Consider the following 18,942-nt stretch of genomic DNA (forward strand, 5'->3'; position numbering starts at 1 on the left):
CGGTAGCAGCGCAGCGAATGCCGGGAGCACTGTGAGTTTTAACCACCAAAGTAGCGGATGCCGGAAATGGTGGGGGAAGCCCCAAGGTTCGAGGATAAAACGGATTGGTTTTCCCGGATTCCATTTCATTGCATCCGGGCTACGACTAACCATTGATTTTTAAACAACCCTCTCTTCGTAGCCCGGTAGCAGCGCAGCGGATGTCGGGAGCATTGTGAGTTTAACCACCAAAGTAGCGGATGCCGGAAATGGTGGGTGAATCCCCAAGGTTCGAGGATAAAACGGATTGGTTTTCCCGGATTCCATTTCATTGCATCCGGGCTACGACTAACCATTGATTTTTAAACAACCCTCTCTTCGTAGCCCGGTAGTAGCGCAGCGAATTCCGGGAGCATTGTGGATTTAACCCACCAGAGTAGCGGGTGCCGCGAATAGTGAGTTAATCCCCAAGGTTCGACGATCAAACGAGTTGGGATCCCGGATTCCATTTCATTGCATCCAGGGGACGATGTTTGAATTAAAACTCATCGTTTAAAGTAGCTTGTCAGGAGGATTCGACACCCCCCTACACCTGCGCGCCTATTTACATGTATACTTGAGCACAATTAGTTGTTATCAGCGATGACAATACCGTCTCATTTTCAATTGAAAGGATTGGCTCATATGGCTCAATTTATCTACACCATGAATCGTGTTGGTAAAATCGTTCCGCCTAAGCGACACATCTTAAAAGATATTTCACTGAGCTTTTTCCCTGGCGCAAAAATTGGTGTCTTAGGGTTAAACGGTGCGGGCAAATCAACCTTGCTGCGTATTATGGCGGGGGTTGATACTGAACATGAAGGGGAAGCTCGGGCAAACCCGGGCACTCGTATTGGCTATCTTCCCCAAGAGCCTAAGCTTGATCTTGAAAAAACTGTGCGTGAAACTGTTGAAGAAGCACTCTCACATGTCATTAACGCACAACAAGAGCTCGATGAGGTCTATGCGGCTTATGCTGACCCCGATGCTGACTTCGACAAACTGGCGCAGCGCCAGCAAGAACTCGAAGCAATTGTCGCCACATCCGATGGCCATAATTTGAATAACCAGTTAGAACGCGCTGCTGATGCACTCCGATTACCCGCCTGGGATGCTGTGATTAAGAATCTCTCAGGGGGTGAGCGCCGCCGCGTCGCTATCTGTCGGTTACTCCTTGAAAAACCCGATATGTTACTGCTTGACGAACCAACCAACCATTTAGACGCCGAATCGGTCGCTTGGCTGGAGCGTTTCTTAAAAGACTATGAAGGCACCGTGGTTGCCATTACCCATGACCGCTACTTCCTCGATAACGTTGCAGGCTGGATTTTAGAACTCGACCGCGGCCATGGGATCCCATGGGAAGGAAATTACTCCTCTTGGCTTGAGCAAAAAGAAGCGCGCTTAGAACACGAGGCCTCTTCTGAAAAAGCTCGTATGAAATCGATTCAAAAAGAATTAGATTGGGTTCGTTCTAACCCCAAAGGTCGCCAAGCGAAGAGTAAAGCTCGTATGTCCCGTTTTGAAGAGCTTAACAATCAGGACTATACCAAGCGTAACGAAACCAACGAGTTATTTATTCCAACCGCGCAACGTTTGGGCGATAAGGTCGTTGATGTCGAACATTTAGCCAAATCGTTTGACGGGCGCGTGTTGATTAATGATCTATCCTTTAGCATTCCTAAAGGGGCGATTGTTGGGATTATTGGCCCTAATGGAGCTGGTAAGTCAACTTTATTTAAAATGATCTCTGGCCATGAACAGCCTGATAGTGGTTCCATCACAATTGGTGATACGGTACAGATCGCCGCGGTGGAACAGTTCCGCGATTCGATGGATAACAGTAAAACCGTATGGGAAGAAGTCTCCGGTGGCAGTGATATGCTGCGCATTGGCTCGATGGACATTCCTAGCCGTGCTTATGTAGGTCGCTTTAACTTTAAAGGGAGTGATCAGCAAAAACGCGTTGGCGAGCTCTCTGGTGGTGAACGTGGTCGGTTGCATCTAGCCAAATTGCTGCAAACTGGCGGTAACTTATTATTGCTCGATGAACCAACCAATGACTTAGATGTAGAAACTTTGCGGGCATTAGAAGATGCCTTGTTAGAGTTTGCTGGCTGCGCCATGGTGATTTCTCATGACCGCTGGTTCCTTGACCGTATTTCAACCCATATTTTGGATTATCGCGATGAAGGACAAGTCAATTTCTATGAAGGAAACTTCACTGATTATGAAGCATGGCTGAAGAAAACCCTCGGCGCAGAAGCGGCCGAGCCACATCGGATCAAATACAAAAAAATCCTCTAGCAAAGTTGTCAGTAGGTACGGGGAATATTGAGGGTTTAATCCAGCAAAGTAGCGGGTTAAATTTATTAAGTTTCCCGGATTCCATTTCATTGCATCCGGGCTACGATGTTTGAATTAAGACTCATCGATTGATGTAGCCCGGTAGCAGCGCAGCGAATGCCGAGATCGTATGAATGTACGATTGCCATCATCACGCCAGCCAATAAGCAACCAGCGCAAAAACACCCACGCCGCTAAAAGTCGGCAGGGCAATACCGCCCCAACGGCGTTTCACACGAATAATCGCCACAATCGCTACACTGATCTCAATCACATTATGCCACTGCCCTGAATCGCGCAACATCGGCCACAGTGATGCCACTAATAAGACTGTAATCGCCGAAGGGCCTAAGGCGATTAAAAATCGCGTTAGGCCATTCATTTCAGCTTGTGATTGATGTCGCCGGAAAGCATGACGCATGGGTAAATAGCGTAATAAATAGGTTCCGATACAACCACCTAAGATGATCCACCAAAATTCATGATTCATCATGAGCACCTTGTTTTTTCATCGAGGGAACGCCCAAAAATGCACCACCGGCCATACCCAGTAACATGGCCCAATGCACGGCGGTAAATGGTAATAACACTAACGTGATGAGTGCAGCGCTAACAATGACGGCCAGTGACACAGAACGCATCAGTTCCAGTAACAAACTGACAAACAAAGCGGGCAGCACAAAACTCACCGTTTGGTTTAACCACATAGGGCCTGCAGTAAGGCTTTGTCCTAACAAAATACCTAACCCAGTGCCAGTCAACCAAGCACTATAAGCACCTAAGGCAACACCAAAGAACCAACGTCGGCGTACCGAAGAAGGAATTTCTGCCATTCGGCCACTAGCACTGGCAAATACCTCATCCGTTAGGCCATAGGCTAGAACAGCTAGCGGTAAGCGCTCTTTAGTGGCCGTAAAAAAACGAGCAATTGCAGGCCCGTAAAAGAGATGGCGCACATTGATCAGCAAAATGGCCAATAAGGTATTGAATATTCCTGCGCCTGCACTCACTAACCCCACAAGCACAAACTGGCTAGCCCCTGCGTAGATAAACATTGATACAGCCATCGTCATCCACGGCGACAACCCCGCATGTTGAGCGGTTAAGCCAAATGAAAATCCAACCGGTAAATACCCAGCAACAATGGCAAGGCTATCCCGTAGCCCCGCAGCAACATAACGCAATGCAATATTCCTTTATTGGCGAGAAGCCTCAATGGCACAATTTGCTTTAGTGTTTAATCTGAAATTAACGCTCTGCATTAGAATATATCTAATTGATTAACATATAGATGATAAACATTAACAATGTCATATCCATCCAATTTTGTCTGAAACACTGTGTCTGAACCTGCGCTATCAAACTATGCGCCATCAGTCTCACTTAGACTGATCGCCTCACGGCTGCTTGCGTGATTATCATTACGATTGCCAGCTACTCGTCAAGCTCATAGCTTTGAAAACGTGACCCGAATACTTGATGGCAGTTCTTTGTGCACAAAAAATGGCGCAGCTCATTTTTTGTCAACCCACGGCTGAGATACCCCACGCCAGCGGCGGTAATCATCCACTGCTGAATATCCCCATCAACCATCAATGAACCTTGATAATAACATGATGACCCCTTTGCATATTGACGAAAGATACTCGGGTTAACGGCTTGTGCATGTTCAAAGTAATTCACCACATCGGCAGGGGAAAGTTGAAATCGTTGACAACGCACATCATCTGGCAACTGCTTGTTAACACCATATTTCATCGTCATTACCCGATAGCGTAAGGGCGGCTGAGTTGGAAGGCTTTGACAGCCAGCAACAAGCCAACATAAGGCGATGATTAGCCAACTTTTACGATAGGTCATCTTAAGGTCTGTCCTAGATTAATGTGTCTTTTAAGCCCCTGTCCGCTCCCCCATTCACTACGCCTCATTACGCCGCGGAGACCGTCAAATCAGTCACCCATTCTGGGCATGGTAAAGGGCAAAGCATCTTCCAGCCATCTTCGCCATCAGCATAATAATCATACAACAGATGCGTCCAGCTAAAGCCCAACTGATGATAGAGCAACTGGGCACTGCGAGCACTGCAGCGCACTTCCAAGGCAAGCGCCTTATAACCCATTTTCTCAGCGAGCTGCTGAACTTTTTGCAGTAATGCCCGAGCAATGCCTTGGCGCTGATACTCTGGCGCGACAGCAAGTGCATAGATACGGGCACGGCGCGGCGCCTTGGGAGTTAAATAGATCGTATAGCCCACCACGTTACCAAACTGCAGCGCCACCCATATTTGCGCTTTGGCATGGCATAACAGATAACGCATTTGGCGACGACCAATTCGACCGATTGAAAAGCAGCGCTGTTCAATCAATAAAATCTGAGCTAAATCGTCAAGGGTCGCAGGGCGTAATGAATCAAACATGATGTTGCGCCGCAGTTGATAGCAGCTTGTGGTCACATATATTGGTCATGAATAGTTATGTTTTTCGCATCTTTAGTTACAAAAGGCAATATAAATTTACGTAAATTTTCTGGCGACAATTGCCAGTTTTTGCAAGAGTTTATAACTTATCACTCACTGTGTTTTATCTGATGCAGAGGGTTTTGTATCAATCAATTGAGGAGATATTGATGCTTCATTTAGGCTAATCCATGTTCAACATAACTGTCTGATAAACACCTCGGAATCACCCAAACGCAACAGGAGGATTCAACATGCTTGAAGTAAGCAAGTTGATGCGCAAATATGGACGATTCACCGCGGTCAAGGATGCCAGCTTTACCATAGAACAGGGCGAAATTGTCGGCCTGCTCGGCCATAATGGCGCCGGGAAAACAACCATTTTAAAAATGCTCAGTGGCTACTTGGAGCCACATCATGGCCAAGTCCAGCTCAATGGAATTTCGGTCAACCAACAGCCTAAAATAGCGCAGCAAATGATAGGCTATCTACCTGAAAATTTACCTATTTATCCAGAAATGCAGGTCATCGACTATCTCGATTATGCCGCCACTCTCAAAGCTATTCCATCCAGCCAACAGCTTGATGAGCTGCGCCGAGTCATCAAAGCAACCGATCTCAGTGATAAGTTATTAGCGCCCATTGGAACTCTCTCTCGAGGCTACAAACAACGGGTTGGCGTCGCCCAAGCATTATTGGGGCAACCTCGATTTTTGATTCTTGATGAACCAACTAACGGACTTGATCCGACCCAAACCGCGCAGATGCGCCAACTCATTTTGGAGGTCGCCAAACAAGCCACTGTGATCCTATCAACCCACATCATGCAAGAAGTGGAAGCGATCTGTGACCGCGTGTTAATTATCCGTGCCGGCGAGGTCGCAATGGATGCCAAATTAGCCGATCTCAAACAAAGCCATCGCTTGGAGTTGGAAACCTCACTGCCACTTGAGGCGCTGCGCGCAGCCGTTAACTCGATTGCCGGCATTGCCCATATCAGCCAAGTCGAGGTGCCGATTCATCATCGTTACCATATAGAGCTCAACAACGATGTTTCTTGGCAAGAGATTAGCTCTCAACTCGCCCACCACGTAACACAAATTGGCGATTTATACGCACTGCAACCCACGATCACCGATCTGGAAACATTATTTCGTCAAGTCAACCAGCAACCCCTGCAACACCAACAATCACTAGAGGGCGATGAGCATGCAGAATAAGTTACCTGCCACCTTGTCAATCAGGCAAATTGCTGGCAAAGAGATCAAACTATTCTTTGCCTCTCCCATTGCTTACCTGTTTTTAGCTGCATTTGCCGCCATCACGTTGTTCATCTTCTTTTGGGGCGATGCTTTTTTTGCGCGTAATATTGCAGATGTTCAGCCATTATTTCAGTGGATGCCGGTGCTGTTGATCTTCTTATGCAGCACCTTAAGTATGCGGATGTGGAGCGAAGAGCGTCGCTCCGGAACCTTGGAGTACCTGCTAACCCGCCCAGTACCGTTAAGGTATTTTGTCATCGGGAAATTCATCGGCTGCTTAAGTTTGTTGATCATTGCCTTGGTGATCACGCTGCCGCTGCCGTGCACGGTATCGCTTTTGGGACAATTAGATTGGGGGCCTGTCTGGTCGGCTTATCTGGCAACAATTTTGTTAGGTGGCTGCTACTTAGCCATTGGTCTATTTGTTTCATCACGCTGTGACAATCAGATCGTTAGTTTGATCTGCTCATGTGCGCTATGTGGCTTCTTCTTTTTACTCGGTAGCCCAATTATTACCGATCTGCTCAGCACGCAGCAAGCCACATTCATGCGGCTATTGGGCACTTCATCACGATTCTCATCAATCACCCGCGGGGTATTAGACCTTCGCGATCTCTACTATTATCTGAGCCTTATTATTGTTTTTTTATGCCTTAACGGCTATATGCTAGAGCGAGAACGCTGGGCTAAAAACGTCAACAGTACTCGCCATCGCTGGATCCATTGGGCTATGTTGTTAGTCATTGGCAACGCTTTGCTCGCCAATGTGTGGCTCAGTCAATTAACCAATTTGCGCATCGATACCACCAAGGGCAAGATCTACACACTCTCCCAGCCGACTCGGCAGATCTTAGCGCATTTACAAGAACCCTTACTCATTCAAGGCTACTTTAGCCACAAAACGCACCCGTTGTTAGCGCCATTAGTGCCTCAGTTAAAAAACTTGATCCGCGAATATGGCGTGCATGGTCATGGCAAAGTAAGGGTGCAATTTGCCGATCCAACCACCAATAGCGCTGCGCAAAAGCAGGCGATCAGCCAATATGGGATCCGCCCTGTTCCATTCCAGGTGGATAACCGCTATCAGTCATCAGTGGTAAGCTCTTATTTTGATGTGGTGATCTCATACGGTGGTCAATACAAAGTTCTTAACTTTAGAAACCTTATCAGCGCCAAACGAGATCAAAACAATCAGCTAGATGTCCAATTACGCAATCCAGAATATGACATTACCGCCGCTATAGCTCATGTGATCAAAGAATATCAATCCTCCGGTAATCTGTTTAACACCATCACTGAGCCACTGACCTTCACCGGTTATCTCTCGGCAAAATCAGAGCTCCCCAAACCATTACAGCACTACCAACAAGTGATCCATCGCGTTTTACACACGATGCAAAAACAAGCTCATGGTCGCCTATCTGTGCAATTTAACGACCCCTCCGCGCAACCTAAATTAGCTCACCAGATCGCACAAAAATTTGGCTTTAAGCCGATGACCACCAATTTGTTAAGCCAGCAACGATTCTATTTTTATATGACGCTTGGCAATGCCCAGCAACAGATACAGATCCCGCTGGGCAATCTACAAGGGAGCGATTTTAAACGCCATCTTAAGGCCGCTATTAAGCATTTTGCCAAAGGCTTTACCAAAACCATCGCTTTGGTCACGCCCAACGCCCCGTCCCCTTATGCACAAGGGCCCCACTATCGACAGCTCATCCACTATTTGAGCCGGAACTTTGATGTTCGCACCGAAACGCTTAACGATGGCCACGTCAGTGCAGACGCTGATCTGCTGGTATTAATGGCACCCCATCAGCTCAATCGTAAGCAGCTGTTTGCCGTGGATCAATATTTGATGCAGGGAGGCACAGTTATTGCTGCTGCTTCACCTTATCAACTGCACTTCACTCAAGATGGCATCACACTCCAGCAGCATCGCGGACTATTTCTTAAATGGTTGCAGCATTTGGGGCTGAATGTGCAGTCAAAACTGGTAATGGACCCACAAAATACCGCACTGCCCATCCCGATTACTCGCACCATTGCTGGTATGTCTATTCGCCAATATGAGATGATCGACTACCCTTACTTTGCAGATATTCGCTCTCGCGGGTTAAATGCCCATACGCCAATAACGGATAACTTAGGGCAAGCAACCGTGCCTTGGGCCTCTCCGATTGTGGTCGATAAACACAGCGGCGTTCATATCACCCCACTACTGCATAGCTCAACGAATAGTTGGCTCTCAGCAAATACCGATGTGATGCCTACGTTTCACGGCAACCAGATGGCGCCATTTACGCCGCAAGGCAAAACCGGACGACAACTCGTAGGCGTGATGGCGCAAGGTCGTTTCAGCTCATATTTTGCTAATCAGACTTCACCATTGGTCACGCAGTCGAACGCGACGAAGACCCACTCGAAATCGGCGAAAACGGCCGCGGCCAAACAAACAGCACAGATTAACTCAGTGTTAACTCACTCACCCACTTCGGCGCGAGTTATTTTATTTAGCTCGCCTTCGATGCTGCGTGACAGCGTATTGCAGTTAAGTGCCAGTGTTCAGCAAAGCCAATATCTTAATACACTCAAGTTAGTGGATAACGCAGCCCATTATGCCCTTGCAGACACGGCCTTATTGGGCATTCATGCACGCAGTCATTTCAACAGAACATTAATGCCAATGAGTCATCAGGTGCAACTGTTCTGGGAATACCTCAACTACGCAGCGGTCATTGTCATATTAGTTGTCATTGCACTCATTCGACGTTTCATGCGGCGTGCTAAAAACCGTCGTTACAACCAATTAATCAATGAATAAGGGTGAGCTATGTTTAAAAAACTCACGTTAGGATTAAGCGGTTTATTTGCCGCTCAAATCGCCCTGAGTGCGGGAGTGTTTTACCATGAACACGTTCAGGCGAGCCAGCAAGTGGCCAAAACATTATTTAGTTTTGAGCCTAGTCAGATCGATCATATCGCCATTAGTAGCCATGACAACAAGGTGTTATTGCGAAAGGTCCATCAGCACTGGGTACTACCGGGCCTTGATCAACTCCCTGCCGACAGCGCACGGGTCGAACAATTACTGAGCCAATTAACAACCGCTAGAGTCAATTGGCCAATTGCCGATAGCAAGAGTGCGCAGCAACGCTTTAAAGTGGCCCCAAAAGACTTTAAGACACATGTATCGATGCATTCGGCAAAACACACTCTGGCTAATTTTTATATCGGTGACTCACCGACATTTCATCAAGTCAGTGTGCGAAAAAAAGGCCAACGAGCGATCTATCAACTCAATCTACTCACCGGCCCATTAATGGCTAACTCTGCTAGCTGGTTGGATAAAATGCTACTGGCGACACCCAATCAGCAAATTAGCGGAAACAACTTTGACATTAAAAAGAACCAACAAATTTGGCAATGGCAAGGCAAAGCACACAGTAAACAACGGGTACTGAGCCAGAATAAGGCGACCTTGCTGAGCGAATCGTTGGCCAACTTAAACATTGAACACGTGGCTGTCACGCCGCTATTGGGCAAACCACAGTTTAGCTTGCACGTGCAAAGTGGCCAACATCACTATCGTTATCAGTTCTGGCACAAAGACAACCGCTATCAAGTTGAACGCAGTGACTATAACGTGCGATTTGCTATCAATCAGGGGCAATATCAGCAACTTGCTAAAGTTAATGAGCTCTATCTACTCGATAAAGTGAAACAAACCGCATCAAAATCGGTCAATCATTCAACGCAAACAGTTAAGCCCACGCCAACGCGCTCAAGTGAATCTGAGCTACCCGCGCATCACGCCAAGTAGTCAACCTACGTGTTAGCGCTCATAAAAAAGCACTGCCATTTCGGCGGTGCTTTTATCGACCATTTCAATAGAGTGCACGCAACGATAAACCACCTCTTTTCAACTCACAGATCAATTCAATGCATTCTCGAGCATCGGTTAAAGCGTGCGAGATGACATGCCGTGATCTAAGCTGTCGATGCGCACACACACGGCGTCGTGACGCCAATATTCCCATTCACAGTCAATCAATTGATCGGCCTGATTATAATTGACACGGATAATTTTGAGCACCATCTGTCCGCTGGCCAGATGCAATGCTCGCGCAACATGTTCTGGTGCAGCGCATGGCTGCACATCAAAGCGAGAACGCCTGTTTTGATAGCCATAGCGTGTGGCATAAAGTTCGGTTAATGACTGGCTTAGATCGTCATCTAATATCCCGGGAAAATAATGGCTATTTAGATAATTTTCGACCAACAAAACTGGACGCGAATCAAGATATCGACACCGCTGCACGCGATAGATTTGAGTGAGTTCTCTAAGCGCCATCACCGCCATTAATTCCGGTGAAGCCAATTCACTGGCAACCTTCAAGACTTGCGTACTGGCTTTTCGTTTTTGCTCGCTCACTAAACGATGAAAATGCATGCGGCTTAAGGGATTATAAATGAGCCGAGGATAGGCCACAAACCAGCCGCGGCGGTCTTCACAAAAGATCAGACCTTCTGCCTCTAATGCGGCTAGCGCATCCTTAACCGTCATTCGCGACACATTAAAAAGCTCACTTAATTGGCGCTCTGCGGGGAGTTTTTCACCCGGTTGTAATCCTCCTTGAAAAAGCTGTTCTCTCAGTTGGTCTCGAATCATTCGCATGCGCGAGGCGTTATCTTGCATATCACTCCATCTGGTCTAGACCAAAATAATCTGTCATTAAAATAGTGTACATACTTACATACTACTAAATTTATATGACAGTTTTGTATGAAACATACCAAGTTGAACACTATACAACCAAGACCATCATAAATATGTCACATTACTGCATCAATAATGTCATAACACCCGATTACATTAAGAGCAATTCAATCTGATATAGTCCAGGAGAGCATGTTGATGAAAAAGTGGATTCTTGCAGCAAGCACGGTGATAGTTGCAGTCAGCCAGATGGCGGTTGCACAAGCCCCGGCAGCATTAGTTAAAAAGGCACAACAAGAGGGTCAAGTCGTCAGTGTTGGGATGCCAGATAGTTGGGCCAACTGGAAAGAAACTTGGCATGATCTTAAAACTAAATATGGCATTAATCATCGCGATACCGATATGAGCTCCGCACAAGAGATCGCTACATTTGCTTCAGAAAAAAACCATGCCTCTGCGGATATTGGTGATATTGGGTTTGGGTTTGCCCGCATAGCAAAAGCCAAAGGCATCTTACAACCTTACAAACCAACCACTTGGAACGACATTCCTAACTGGGCTAAAGACCCCGATGGTTACTGGGCCATGGGATATACCGGGACGATTGCATTTATCATCAATAATCACTTAGTGAAAAACCCACCGCATAGCTGGCAAGATCTACTCAAAGGCAAATACCGCGTCACAGTGGGTGATGTCGGCTCAGCGGCGCAAGCAAACAATGCCGTATTAGCCGCTGCGATTGCCAATGGCGGTAGCGAAAAAAATATTCAACCTGCATTAAAATTCTTTGCAAAACTTGCCAAACAAGGTCGTTTGTCACTGACCGATCCAAGCATTGCCAATATCGAAAAAGGCGAAGTTGAAGTAGGCATTATGTGGGACTTTAACGCATTGAACTATCGCGATCAGATCGACCACAACAAATTCACCGTAGTCATTCCATCCGATGGCTCAATCACCTCTGGGTATGTCTCGGTTATCAACAAATACGCGCCGCATCCATGGGCCGCAAAATTGGCACGTGAGTATATATTCAGTAATGCTGGTCAGATTAATTTAGCCCGCGGCTACGCACGCCCTATCCGCACCGATATTAAACTGCCAGCCGATGTGCAAGCAAAACTGTTGCCAAACTCTGAATATAAACATGCGCAGCCCATTAAAGATTTCAAAATCTGGCAAAAAACAGCGCGCCTACTACCACAAGAATGGCAAAGCCAAGTAATGATTTATCAGCAATGAGGTCCAACATGTCCAGACGCGTTATCTATATAGTGCTGGACGGTTTAAGTCATTCGGTAGCCCATCAACATATGGGCTACCTACTTGCTTTAACCGAAGCCCAACAAGCCAGCTATTATTGCCTTGAGTGTGAACTTCCAGCGATTTCTCGCCCACTGTACGAATGCTTACTCACTGGGGCGACCCCGATTGAAAGCGGTATTGTCAACAATGCAATCACCAGGCTCAGCAATCAAGTCAGTCTGTTTGATTTAGCCAAAGAGGCCGGTAAAACCACCGCCGCTGCGGCCTATCATTGGATCAGCGAACTCTATAATCGCTCACCCTACCAAGCCTGTCGAGATCGTTTTACCGTCGCGCCTGACTTACCGATTCAATACGGACTATTTTATCATCAAGATCACTATCCCGATGATCATCTGTTTTTAGACGCGGAATACCTGCGCCGCCAATACGATCCAGATCTGTTGCTGATCCACCCCATGAATATTGATGATGCTGGGCATAAATATAGTTTGGACTCGCCCCAGTATCGTAATCAAGCGCGCCAAACCGACCGGATCCTCTCTGACTGGCTGCCCGCTTGGATAGCCGCTGGCTATCAGATTATTGTCACCGCCGATCATGGGATGAACAATGATTTTAACCATTGCGGTATTTTACCTGAAGAGCGCCAAGTGCCGTTATTTGTCATCGGCGATGCCTTTAGCCACGACAGCAGTGCTAAACCACTACAACGACAGCTCTGTGGCATTGTGGCTGACCTATTGCAGTTAGAGCATGCCAAAGCACGCTGCCAAGCACTGCTCAAGGAGAGCTCATGAGCCGATTCAACTGGCGCCCGATGCTCGTCTTAATCCCTTTCCTGATTTTAATTGGTGGATTTGAGCTCGCCCCATTAGTGTGGGTACTCATTAATAGTGCGCTCAGTGGCGATGGGCAGTTCTCGCTTGCAAATTACCAACAAATCGTCGCGTCCCCCTTTTATCGTCAAGCTTTCGAGCACAGTTTAATTATCTCTATTTGCTCAAGTTTGATTGGGCTGCTCATGGCTACATTAGGATGCGCATCGCTGCGTCATATTCCCGGCAGGTTACGCAATGCAATGCTCGCATTTACCAATGTCACGAGCAATTTTGTCGGGGTACCATTAGCATTTGCCTTTATCATCATTTTAGGTTTTAACGGCACCATTACGCTGATGCTTCGCCATCTAGGATGGTTAGATAGCTTCAATTTATATAACACCACGGGGCTGACACTCATCTATAGTTATTTTCAGATCCCGCTGGCGATGTTGCTGCTCTATCCGGCATTTGACGGGCTTAAAACAGATTGGGAAGAGTCAGCAAGTTTACTCGGGGCCGGACGTTGTCATTATTGGCGCCGCATTGGCCTACCCGTACTTACCCCCGCACTGCTTGGTACATTGATTATTTTAATCGCCAACGCCCTGGGCACCTATGCAACGGTCTATGCACTCACCTCCGGCAACTACAATTTAGTCACCATTCGTATCGCGAGTTTAGTTTCCGGCGATATTTTCTTAGAACCCCATTTAGCTGCCGCTATTTCAGTCATTCTAATGGCGATTCTGGTAGGCATTACGCTGATTAATCAGAAGCTGATCCAAAGGAGTTATCATGTCAGCTAAGCGTCATATGAGCTACCACTACAGTGTGACAGGTTTTTTGTACCTTCTACTGTTTATCCCATTGCTCGCCACATTAGCCTATTCATTATGTAATAACTGGGGAGCGACGATTCTGCCCTCAGATTTCACCTTTAAGTGGTATGAACAACTATGGAGTGATCCGCGCTTTTTAACTGCGTTGTACCACTCATTAGTTATCTCCATCGGCACACTGGTATTGAGCGCATTACTGATCGTACCATGTGTCTTTGTGGTGTTTTACTACTACCCGAAACTTGATACTTCACTCAATATTCTTGCATTGATGCCCTTTGCTATTCCACCAGTGGTTTCATCGGTCGGATTATTGCAGCTTTATGCAGATGGGCCTTTCCCACTCACGGGCACACCCTGGATTCTGGTCGGTTGTTATTTTGCGATTACGCTGCCCTTTATCTATCGTGCTGTGAACAATAGCCTGCAAGCACTGAATTTACCGGACTTAATGGATGCCGCCCACTTGTTGGGTGCCAATAGTATCCAAGCATTCATCCAAGTTGTATTGCCCAACATTCGCAAGGGGCTGTTAGCATCATTATTTTTGTCTTTTTCATTCCTATTTGGCGAGTTTGTCTTCGCCAATATGTTAGTGGGGACCGGTTATGAGACCTTGCAAGTCTATCTATACAATATGCGCCAAACCAGTGGTCACTTCACCTCAGCACTGGTGATCTCATATTTCTCTATCATTTTGTTGCTCACATTAACCGCAACTCGTTTTAATCGTTAGGATATTGTCATGCATTCAGTCGCTATCACTCATCTGGAAAAACGCTTTGCGGATAAAACGGTCTTCACCGACATCAATTTAACGGTCGCTGCAGGCGAGTTTCTGACACTTTTGGGCCCATCAGGTTGTGGTAAATCGACCTTATTGCGCTGCTTAGCCGGACTAACCACCGTGGATGGGGGGCAGATCCATCTTGCAGGGGAAGATATCACTCAGCGCGCCGTGCAAAAACGCGGTATCGGTATGGTTTTTCAAAGCTATGCGTTATTTCCAAACCTAACGGTCACCGAAAACGTTGCCTTTGGTTTGAAGTTACAAAAATTAGCTCACTTTCAAATTCATCAACGCGTGCAACAAATATTAGAGTTGGTGGAACTTGAAGACTATGGCCATCGTTATCCAGCTGAGTTATCTGGCGGCCAATGTCAGCGCGTGGCATTAGCGCGAAGCTTAGTGGTGCAGCCCAAAGTCTTACTATTAGATGAGCCGCTGTCAGCATTAGATGCACGGATCCGCAAACACTTGCGCGAGCAGATCCGCGCTATTCAGCGCGAATTGTCACTGACCACCATTTTTGTGACGCACGATCAAGAAGAAGCGCTGACCATGTCAGATCGCATCGCCTTAATGAATGAGGGACAAATCATTCAGTGTGACGTCCCCGAACAGCTCTATACCAACCCCGCGAACCACTTTGCGGCAAGCTTTATGGGGCAATATAATTTGTTAACGCCACTACAATTAGAGCAACTATTAAGTATCCAATCGCGCGAGTCGGCCGCGATTCGTCCTGAGTCTATTTATGTATTTGAAGCGGGTCGCAATTATCCTGAACATTTTTCAGCACAACAGCAGGCTATAGTGGTTAGTCATCAGCTACTTGGAACAATCATCCGTTATCAAGTCGCTATCGCGGGTATTGAATTAACGGTCGACCGACTTAATCGCAGTGCCGATCGCTTAGTGCCAGCGGGGCAACCATTGACCTTGCTTATTGATAAATCAGCTATTCGTTATCTAAAAGGGTGATCTTCTTGACGAATAATGATACAAACTCTCTGTCTATAATGTAGAAATGATTAATTATGCCTAATACTCTGACAATTTTTGATTTAGATGACACCCTACTCAATGGCGATACCATGGCATTATGGCATCGGTTTTTGGTGCAACAAAAAATCGTGACTAATCCTGATGAGTTTTTAACCAAAGACCGTGAATTTGATGCGCTATATCGCTCTGGAAAGATGAATATTGCTGAATTTTTACAATTTAGCTTATCGCCGATCGCTGATTACTCAGCCGAGCAAGTCGATGCACTCGTCCAGAAATTTATCGATGAACAAGTGATCGAACGTCTTTATCCACAAGCCAAACAACTCGTGGAAGATTTGGTTGAAAACCATCACCATCTACTGATGATTTCTGCCACCGTTGATTTCATTGTACGCCCTGTCGCCAAACTATTTGGGATTACGGATGTACTTGCGATCAATGTCGCCCGTCAACAAGGGGTCTATACCCCACAGATTATTGGTACACCATCATTTCGTGAAGGTAAAGTCATTCGTTTGCAGCAATGGCTGACCACGCAATCATGGCAACCCGATGAACTGCGATTTTATACTGATTCAATTAATGATCTACCCCTGCTGGAACAAGTCGATGAACCCTACGTGGTCAATCCCTGTGAGGCATTGCGAGAGATTGCCAATCGACGCAATTGGCCAATTTTAGAATGGCAAACAGTCACGGATAGCAAGCAATAACGCCATCATCAGCGCTTTGGTACGATCAATAAAAAGCATCCGCCTTATCGGATGCTTTTTTGTCCTTACGGATGAATCAACTGCGGGCGATAGCCTTCACCATTTTCTGCCGGAATAAAGTCAATAAAATGAGTAATGCCATCAATCGCTTCATCGTCATGATGAGAAACATACACCATCTGGGTAATGCTAAGACTTGCCACCAGTGACAATGCTTGTAGGACAATCTTGCGGTTCAGATAGTCCAACCCCTGACAAGGTTCGTCAAGCAGCAGTATTAAGGGTTGCTTGATCAGCGCTCGCGCAATTAATAATAATCGCTGCTGACCATAACTTAATGAGCGAAAACCGCTATCGGCCACGGCTTCCATATGCAACAATTTGAGCCACTGGCGCGCTTGTTCTTGTTCAGATACCGTTGGCTGCTGATAGAGACCAATCGAGTCGTAAAATCCCGAAATGATCACATCCACGGCTTTCACATTGACGCGATATTGCAGATGCAATGCCGATGAAACCATCCCAATTCGTTGTTTGATCTGCCAAATACTTTCGCCGCTTCCGCGGCGATGACCAAAGATGTCAATCTGATTGCTGTAACACTGCGGATGGTCGCCAAAAATCAAATTAAGTAGGGTACTTTTTCCACATCCATTCGGGCCACGCACCTGCCAATGCTCGCCAGCACTAATCTGCCAATTTAAATGTTCAAAGACCACACCATCATGATAAGCCACACGGCCGTTGTAAATGGCAAACAATGGATCATAGTTATCCTGCTCGCAGCGAGCTTGTTGTAACACATTAGCCACTTGCTGAGAAACTTCGCCCGCTAACGCTTGCCATTGTTGGCGCAATGGGTGATTAATCCACTGCTCACGAGCAAAGCTACTGTGTAGGTGCTGCTCATCAAACAAAGCAATATGCGTAAAGCAAGTTGGGATCTCTTGCTCACGGCTGGTGATCATTACCAGTTGATAGTCTTGGCTAAGACGGACTAATAATTCACTGAGCTGACGCTGATAGACTTTGTCTAATCCAGCATAAGGCTCATCAAGAACCAATAGCTGCGGGCACGATAAAATGGCCCGAGCCAACATTAGACGACGAGTCTCCCCTGTTGATAGCAGAAAAAACCCACGATCGCGCAGTTTACTTAAACCGCAGTCATCGATCGCTTGCTCAATTTGAGCTGCATCATTATTTATCTCGCGCAATAGCTCATAAACGGTACTGCCTGGGTCGACTTCATTGGTCAGATCGGTCTCATCGGCCGCTTTTTGTGCCGCATATAACTGCTGTTGAATTCCCAGTGACACCACGCCAATAGTTGCCGGTAAACCGGATATTTCGCCCTGAATAAGCGCGGCTTCATCGCATAGCCAATCGGCTATCAATGACGGGGAATTATCACCAGCAATCACACAAACATGCTGGTGGGTCGCTAATACCCAATCTTGAATATGACAGTGCTGCTGCCCTTTTTTTATTTCAACTTGTTTAAACTCAATCATCTATCAACCTTCCTGTACATCTTCAAACCATCATAACGGAAAGTTCAAGCTAAATTCTACTGGCAGATTACGCCGTAGCAGCTCACCTCGGTTTTCTCTCATTGACGTTATTAACTTACATTTACCAATAAACTCACTTTAACCTGAAACGACTAACGACTCACCGCGCAGTATTGCCATAAGGGACAGTGCGTTGCTCGCAGTATTGATAATCGCTAGAGCTCAACTTCTTTGGCCTGCAAATTCAGCTAGATGATACAATCACTTTAAGGACGTAGCGAAAAGAGGAAAAATAGAACATGGTATCGTTTGATCATAAAAGAAAATTGGGACAACTACTTACCGCGAGCACATTACTTGGCGTTGTGGCACTCAGTAGTCGCGCATTTGCAGCCAATGACACTGTCGAACACATTATTCAATCGGGACAACTGCGACTTTGCTTTGAATCAGGCTATATCCCCTTTGAGATGACCAGTAAAAGCGGCCGTTACATTGGATTTGATATCGATATCGCCAAACATTTAGCACACTCTCTTGGGGTTAAATTTGTTCCGGTAAACACCGCCTGGGACGGCATTGTGCCAGCCCTTAAAACCGGAAGATGTGATTTTATTGCTGGCATGACCATCACGGCTAAGCGAAACTTGAGCGTCATGTTTGCTGATAAATATATGCAAGTTGGGCAAACCGTACTGATATCACCCAAGCTCAAAAACAAAATTCACAGTTATCGGGATCTGAATAAAGCCAGATACACCATCGCGACCCAGATGGGAACAACGGGTGCCCAAGCGGCGAAAAAGTATTTATACAATGCTCATATTGATCTATTTGATACCTCTGCAGATGCCGTACTGCAGGTAGCCAATGGTAAAGCGGACGCTTTTGTTTACGATATGCCATACAATGCCATCTATATCGCTGAGCACAAAGGTCAGCTCGTGCATTTAGACAAAACCTTCACCTTTGAACCACTTGGATGGGCGATTCGTCCAGATGATTTTAACTTTCTAAATTTACTGAACAACTATATAAAACAGATCCAAGGCGATGGCACATATCAAAAAATCTACAACAAATGGTTTAAATCTTATACATGGATGAGTCAGGTTCACTAATCTCCAAAATATGGTCAAGTCAACAAACTCAACAACGTCAGTAACAACTTGAACTACACTGAC

The 18,942-nt window shown here is 46.3% G+C and carries 18 protein-coding genes; 11 read left to right on the forward strand and 7 right to left on the reverse strand.

All coding sequences use genetic code 11. The features are described from left to right. Nucleotides 1-159: 159 nt before the first annotated feature. Nucleotides 160-306 carry a hypothetical protein gene (locus tag ABUE30_RS05560; RefSeq protein WP_408622723.1) on the reverse strand — a complete coding sequence of 49 codons (147 nt, stop codon included), beginning with the start codon at nt 304-306 and terminating at the stop codon, nt 160-162. Between the two features lie 357 nt (nt 307-663). Here ABUE30_RS05560 and ettA point away from each other — a divergent pair, with 357 nt between their 5' ends. Next, nucleotides 664-2,328: an energy-dependent translational throttle protein EttA gene (ettA, locus tag ABUE30_RS05565; protein ID WP_408622724.1), complete on the forward strand. Its 1,665-nt coding sequence runs from the start codon at nt 664-666 to the stop codon at nt 2,326-2,328. 190 nt (nt 2,329-2,518) lie between these two features. On the opposite strand, the gene ABUE30_RS05570 is transcribed toward ettA, so the two are convergent. From ABUE30_RS05570 to ABUE30_RS05585, 4 genes are all read right to left on the reverse strand, one after another. Then, on the reverse strand, nt 2,519-2,857 hold the full coding sequence (locus ABUE30_RS05570; RefSeq protein ID WP_408622725.1) for an AzlD domain-containing protein: 339 nt from the start codon (nt 2,855-2,857) through the stop codon (nt 2,519-2,521). Beyond that, nucleotides 2,847-3,551, reverse strand: coding sequence for an AzlC family ABC transporter permease (locus ABUE30_RS05575; RefSeq protein WP_408622726.1), 705 nt, complete (start codon nt 3,549-3,551; stop codon nt 2,847-2,849). The genes ABUE30_RS05570 and ABUE30_RS05575 overlap by 11 nt, the downstream gene beginning before the upstream one ends. 250 nt (nt 3,552-3,801) lie before the next feature. Continuing rightward, nucleotides 3,802-4,227 (reverse strand): hypothetical protein, encoded by a 426-nt coding sequence (locus ABUE30_RS05580; protein WP_408622727.1) that lies wholly within the window; start codon nt 4,225-4,227, stop codon nt 3,802-3,804. Nucleotides 4,228-4,294: 67 nt separating this feature from the next. Further along, nucleotides 4,295-4,783, reverse strand: coding sequence for a GNAT family N-acetyltransferase (locus ABUE30_RS05585; RefSeq protein ID WP_408622728.1), 489 nt, complete (start codon nt 4,781-4,783; stop codon nt 4,295-4,297). A gap of 293 nt (nt 4,784-5,076) precedes the next feature. On the opposite strand from ABUE30_RS05585, the gene ABUE30_RS05590 reads away from it, so the two are divergent. Genes ABUE30_RS05590 through ABUE30_RS05600 form a run of 3 tightly spaced genes read left to right on the forward strand, consistent with a single transcriptional unit; the run spans nt 5,077 to nt 9,910 of the window. Then, complete coding sequence (locus ABUE30_RS05590) at nt 5,077-6,042, forward strand: ABC transporter ATP-binding protein (RefSeq protein WP_408622729.1); 966 nt, start codon at nt 5,077-5,079, stop codon at nt 6,040-6,042. After that, nucleotides 6,032-8,911: a Gldg family protein gene (locus ABUE30_RS05595; protein WP_408622730.1), complete on the forward strand. Its 2,880-nt coding sequence runs from the start codon at nt 6,032-6,034 to the stop codon at nt 8,909-8,911. The genes ABUE30_RS05590 and ABUE30_RS05595 overlap by 11 nt, the downstream gene beginning before the upstream one ends. Nucleotides 8,912-8,920: 9 nt before the next feature. Beyond that, nucleotides 8,921-9,910 (forward strand): DUF4340 domain-containing protein, encoded by a 990-nt coding sequence (locus ABUE30_RS05600; RefSeq protein WP_408622731.1) that lies wholly within the window; start codon nt 8,921-8,923, stop codon nt 9,908-9,910. A 138-nt stretch (nt 9,911-10,048) separates the two neighbouring features. Here the strand turns inward: ABUE30_RS05600 and ABUE30_RS05605 are convergent, their stop codons facing one another. Beyond that, nucleotides 10,049-10,786 (reverse strand): UTRA domain-containing protein, encoded by a 738-nt coding sequence (locus ABUE30_RS05605; protein ID WP_408622732.1) that lies wholly within the window; start codon nt 10,784-10,786, stop codon nt 10,049-10,051. Nucleotides 10,787-11,056: 270 nt separating this feature from the next. Here ABUE30_RS05605 and ABUE30_RS05610 point away from each other — a divergent pair, with 270 nt between their 5' ends. From ABUE30_RS05610 to ABUE30_RS05635, 6 genes are read left to right on the forward strand one after another with little or no spacing between them, the layout of a single operon-like run. Then, nucleotides 11,057-12,052 (forward strand): ABC transporter substrate-binding protein, encoded by a 996-nt coding sequence (locus ABUE30_RS05610; protein WP_408623187.1) that lies wholly within the window; start codon nt 11,057-11,059, stop codon nt 12,050-12,052. Nucleotides 12,053-12,060: 8 nt separating this feature from the next. Beyond that, nucleotides 12,061-12,876 carry an alkaline phosphatase family protein gene (locus ABUE30_RS05615; RefSeq protein WP_408622733.1) on the forward strand — a complete coding sequence of 272 codons (816 nt, stop codon included), beginning with the start codon at nt 12,061-12,063 and terminating at the stop codon, nt 12,874-12,876. Then, nucleotides 12,873-13,706 carry an ABC transporter permease gene (locus ABUE30_RS05620; protein WP_408622734.1) on the forward strand — a complete coding sequence of 278 codons (834 nt, stop codon included), beginning with the start codon at nt 12,873-12,875 and terminating at the stop codon, nt 13,704-13,706. The genes ABUE30_RS05615 and ABUE30_RS05620 overlap by 4 nt, the downstream gene beginning before the upstream one ends. Beyond that, nucleotides 13,696-14,475 carry an ABC transporter permease gene (locus tag ABUE30_RS05625; protein ID WP_408622735.1) on the forward strand — a complete coding sequence of 260 codons (780 nt, stop codon included), beginning with the start codon at nt 13,696-13,698 and terminating at the stop codon, nt 14,473-14,475. The genes ABUE30_RS05620 and ABUE30_RS05625 overlap by 11 nt, the downstream gene beginning before the upstream one ends. A gap of 9 nt (nt 14,476-14,484) precedes the next feature. Continuing rightward, nucleotides 14,485-15,504: an ABC transporter ATP-binding protein gene (locus tag ABUE30_RS05630; RefSeq protein WP_408622736.1), complete on the forward strand. Its 1,020-nt coding sequence runs from the start codon at nt 14,485-14,487 to the stop codon at nt 15,502-15,504. Between the two features lie 56 nt (nt 15,505-15,560). Beyond that, complete coding sequence (locus ABUE30_RS05635; RefSeq protein WP_408622737.1) at nt 15,561-16,244, forward strand: HAD family hydrolase; 684 nt, start codon at nt 15,561-15,563, stop codon at nt 16,242-16,244. Nucleotides 16,245-16,309: 65 nt separating this feature from the next. Here ABUE30_RS05635 and ABUE30_RS05640 read toward each other — a convergent pair whose 3' ends face one another. Then, a complete protein-coding gene (locus ABUE30_RS05640; protein WP_408622738.1) occupies nt 16,310-17,758 on the reverse strand; it encodes an ATP-binding cassette domain-containing protein in 1,449 nt (482 codons plus the stop codon). A 299-nt stretch (nt 17,759-18,057) separates the two neighbouring features. Between ABUE30_RS05640 and ABUE30_RS05645 the strand changes: the two genes are divergently transcribed. Beyond that, the gene (locus ABUE30_RS05645) at nt 18,058-18,879 is read left to right on the forward strand and encodes a transporter substrate-binding domain-containing protein (protein ID WP_408622739.1); all 822 of its coding nucleotides are present in this window, start codon (nt 18,058-18,060) and stop codon (nt 18,877-18,879) included. The last annotated feature ends 63 nt before the right edge of the window (nt 18,880-18,942 follow it).

Origin of the sequence: Celerinatantimonas yamalensis, from assembly GCF_046054155.1 — a bacterium.
GTDB classification, from domain to species: Bacteria; Pseudomonadota; Gammaproteobacteria; order Enterobacterales; family Celerinatantimonadaceae; genus Celerinatantimonas; species Celerinatantimonas yamalensis.